This window comes from Desulfonatronospira sp., assembly GCA_003563255.1.
Lineage (GTDB): Bacteria > Desulfobacterota > Desulfovibrionia > Desulfovibrionales > Desulfonatronovibrionaceae > Desulfonatronospira.
In genome coordinates, this window is record PWSL01000296.1 from 1 (window position 1) to 2,844 (window position 2,844).

5 protein-coding genes are annotated in these 2,844 nt (G+C 46.7%); all 5 read right to left on the minus strand.

The window, feature by feature from the left end; translation table 11 throughout:
- Position 1: 1 nt before the first annotated feature.
- A complete protein-coding gene (locus QZP87_RS08815) occupies positions 2–352 on the minus strand; it encodes a type II toxin-antitoxin system PemK/MazF family toxin (RefSeq protein ID WP_291322550.1) in 351 nt (116 codons plus the stop codon).
- Between the two features lie 6 nt (positions 353–358).
- Entirely contained in the window at positions 359–604 is a 246-nt protein-coding gene (locus QZP87_RS08820; RefSeq protein WP_291322551.1) for a hypothetical protein, read from the minus strand.
- Positions 605–1,245: 641 nt separating this feature from the next.
- On the minus strand, positions 1,246–1,455 hold the full coding sequence (locus QZP87_RS08825; RefSeq protein WP_291322552.1) for a hypothetical protein: 210 nt from the start codon (positions 1,453–1,455) through the stop codon (positions 1,246–1,248).
- On the minus strand, positions 1,452–1,895 hold the full coding sequence (locus QZP87_RS08830; protein ID WP_291322553.1) for a hypothetical protein: 444 nt from the start codon (positions 1,893–1,895) through the stop codon (positions 1,452–1,454). Before QZP87_RS08830 ends, QZP87_RS08825 begins: the two co-directional genes overlap by 4 nt.
- A gap of 182 nt (positions 1,896–2,077) precedes the next feature.
- The gene (locus tag QZP87_RS08835) at positions 2,078–2,500 is read right to left on the minus strand and encodes a nucleotidyltransferase domain-containing protein (protein WP_291322554.1); all 423 of its coding nucleotides are present in this window, start codon (positions 2,498–2,500) and stop codon (positions 2,078–2,080) included.
- Positions 2,501–2,844 lie beyond the last annotated feature (344 nt).

Sequence of the window (2,844 nt, forward strand, 5' to 3'; positions counted from 1 at the left end):
GCTATAACTCAATGCCCAGGCTGTTCTTAAGTGCCTGATCAACTTCGAGCATTTTCTTCGCTGGCAACTCACCCAGCTTTACCTCCAGCCTTGTCTTATCGACGGTCATTATCTGTGCCAGGTTGATTGCATTATCCTTGTCCAGGCCGCTTTCGCCTGCCTTGACACGAACTATGAACGGATAAGTCTTGACAACGGCGGTACTGCACGGAGCTACTATTGTGGTGGGGCTATATCTATTCCCAATGTCATTCTGGATGACCAGTGCCGGTCGTTTTCCTGTCTGCTCACTACCCCGGCCGGGGTTCCAGTTAACCAGGTAAATTGCGCCCCGTTTACATTCTTCGGTCATAAATGGTCATTCCCGCTCGGGCAGTAGCTCATTAGCCAAATGGGCGCTCCCTTCAGCAAACTTCAAGTTCTCTTTTGCCAGCGTCCTATATCCCTCTGCCATTTCATTATATAAACGCTCGGCAGCTAAAGTCTGCAGGCAAGAAGTGATAACCTTGCTGCGACTGGTCTTCCTTTCACGCGCAACTTCATCAGCAACCACTACCAGATTATGCGGCAGATTTATGGTTACTTTAACTGCTCCATTGGCCATAATACCTCCCATACTCATTATCCTTACTATTTTTACATAATTATTAGCAAGAATAATGTTCTTGTCAAAACCTCATCTGTAGTGCGCACATTTTAAAAGGTTCATTCCTGCGAGTTGCAATATTGAAAAAGGCCATGCGCTCCGGCGGGGAGCATGTTATTCATACCCCCCAACTCGGGGGATATGAATATTAAAACTCTTACTCCTGCCTTGCTCTGCGGCTCTAGGCCTGCTTCAGGCCGGGCGTGAGATATTCTTCTTCTTAATGTAAATGAGGCGGTTTAATTCTCAAAAGTACGCTTCAACCGGAAGAGCCACTTCCCGGACAACAGGCCCGACGGTTTCTCCGTAACCATTCAGGGGGGTCCTCGGTGGTGGCTACTGGCACCAGGCTTGGGGACTGTCCCCAGGCCGATTGTGGCACCCCTGAATGGTTACTGTCAGTTTCATGTGTCTGCCTGCCTGGAGGCATACGTCGCCCAGGCAGAGCTTTTTTTGAAGGTTGCTTTAAACTCAAGCCTGCCCCAGACTGAACTTCATATTGAAACCCAGGACAGGACCGGGGCTTTGCTAAAATGCATATCAAAGGTCCTGGCCTGCCAAATCCCCTGGACATTCTCACCAGGTTCTGGAGCAACGGGTCATGATCCATCTCTCTTAAATGCTTCATCATAAAAAGCTTTCATATCTAAAGATTCTTGCCATTTTCTATGACGCTCTACACTTTCTACACGCTGGTCTCTAGGCATGGATAGAAACCGGATTGTGTCTACGTACCCTAGTTCCTTGTACAAAACTTCTGTACCTTTTATAATAAGCTCCCTGTCAGGGATTTCTTTTGTGAGTGTCATTTTATATCCTCCTTTTCACAAAACATTATAGGGCTACCTGCCCAAATTTTTAAATCAGACTTTGTGCACTTTTTTATCAATTTATCATCGCATGATATAAAAAATGCCTGAGCCCTTTCTGCATAAGCCAGATGGGCTGCATCAGCAACTCCAAAGCCAGCGCTCACAAGATTTTCTGCTCGTTTTCTAGTATGTGTTATGGCTTGTTCCATACGAGTAGCAATTTTATCTATTAAAAACAACAGGTCTTCTCGTTCAACATCATCAGATGTCGCCGAAATTTCCTTCTCGTGTACCGGGGAGTAGACCATCTTGTACGCACCATTTTCAACTGCCCTAAGTATCAACCTTACTGCTGTAGTCTCTAAATGAATCCTGGTATAAGTCTGGTCATCATAAGGCCTACACAAGGCACATACGTCTAAATAAACTGTTTTCAACTACATAGCTCCTTAATATAGGTAATGCCAAGCTATAAATGAACTTAGGGCAAGTCCGGTCTATTGGCAAGCATTGATTCCTTCAATATCAACAAACCAAAAAATTGACATCCACCAGGCCACCCCTGCTGCACCCCCTGAATGTCTGCCCGCCAGGGCCTAATAAGGACCGTTTTCCAGTCTCATATCTCCACTCCCGCTTCTATCTGAATGCTGATGGAAGCATTGCTCTGAAGTCCTGGCTCCATCTTAATCAGGTCCACACTGATTTCTTTGTCCAGGGCGGTTACTGCGGCCACTGCCCGGAGGTACTTTTCATCTGTCACTCCCCAGACCGCCAGATCCACGTCAGAACGTTCATAAAACACCTCCGGACGTAACAGGGAACCGAACACTACAACACGAGAAGCTGCAAAGTGCTCTCTTAACAGAGATGCAGCCCTGCGCGCCACATCCCAGGCGTGTTCATGCCGGATGCGCCTGCTTTCCTGGACAGCCTGCTGCCTTTTTCTGGCGGATTGCCGGTAAATCTCCATGTCGGAGGAACTGATAATATCCATCATAAACCCAATATAGAAAAGTTTTGAGTAGACAACCTTAGACATGTAACCATTCAGGAGAGGCCGCAACCGGCCTCTGGACAGTCCCTGTGCTACCTATCTTTTCTGCATAAATAAAAAATGACAAACATTTATCTATGTGATAGTGCAATAGTCACGCCAGAGACGTGAGTGCCAGGAAGTACCAATAAAGACACCCTGAATGTTTACCAGCCATGACTGGCTGAAGTGAGTGCCGGGCTGTTTCTGTGTGAGACTTATAATATTATCAAGCTGAAACAGCCTGATATATAACCGGTCGATATTTTGGGGGCGGAATAGGTTTGCCCTCAGCTCGTGCTGCCTCTATCCATAGCTCCTTAGCCTTTTGGAGTTCATGGAATGCCTCA

Excerpts from the sequence above, each read along its gene's own strand:
- QZP87_RS08825 (WP_291322552.1), bottom strand. The coding sequence starts at position 1,455 with ATGACACTCACAAAAGAAATCCCTGACAGGGAGCTTATTATAAAAGGT.
- QZP87_RS08820 (WP_291322551.1), bottom strand. The coding sequence starts at position 604 with ATGGCCAATGGAGCAGTTAAAGTAACCATAAATCTGCCGCATAATCTG.
- QZP87_RS08835 (WP_291322554.1), bottom strand. The coding sequence starts at position 2,500 with ATGTCTAAGGTTGTCTACTCAAAACTTTTCTATATTGGGTTTATGATG.
- QZP87_RS08815 (WP_291322550.1), bottom strand. The coding sequence starts at position 352 with ATGACCGAAGAATGTAAACGGGGCGCAATTTACCTGGTTAACTGGAAC.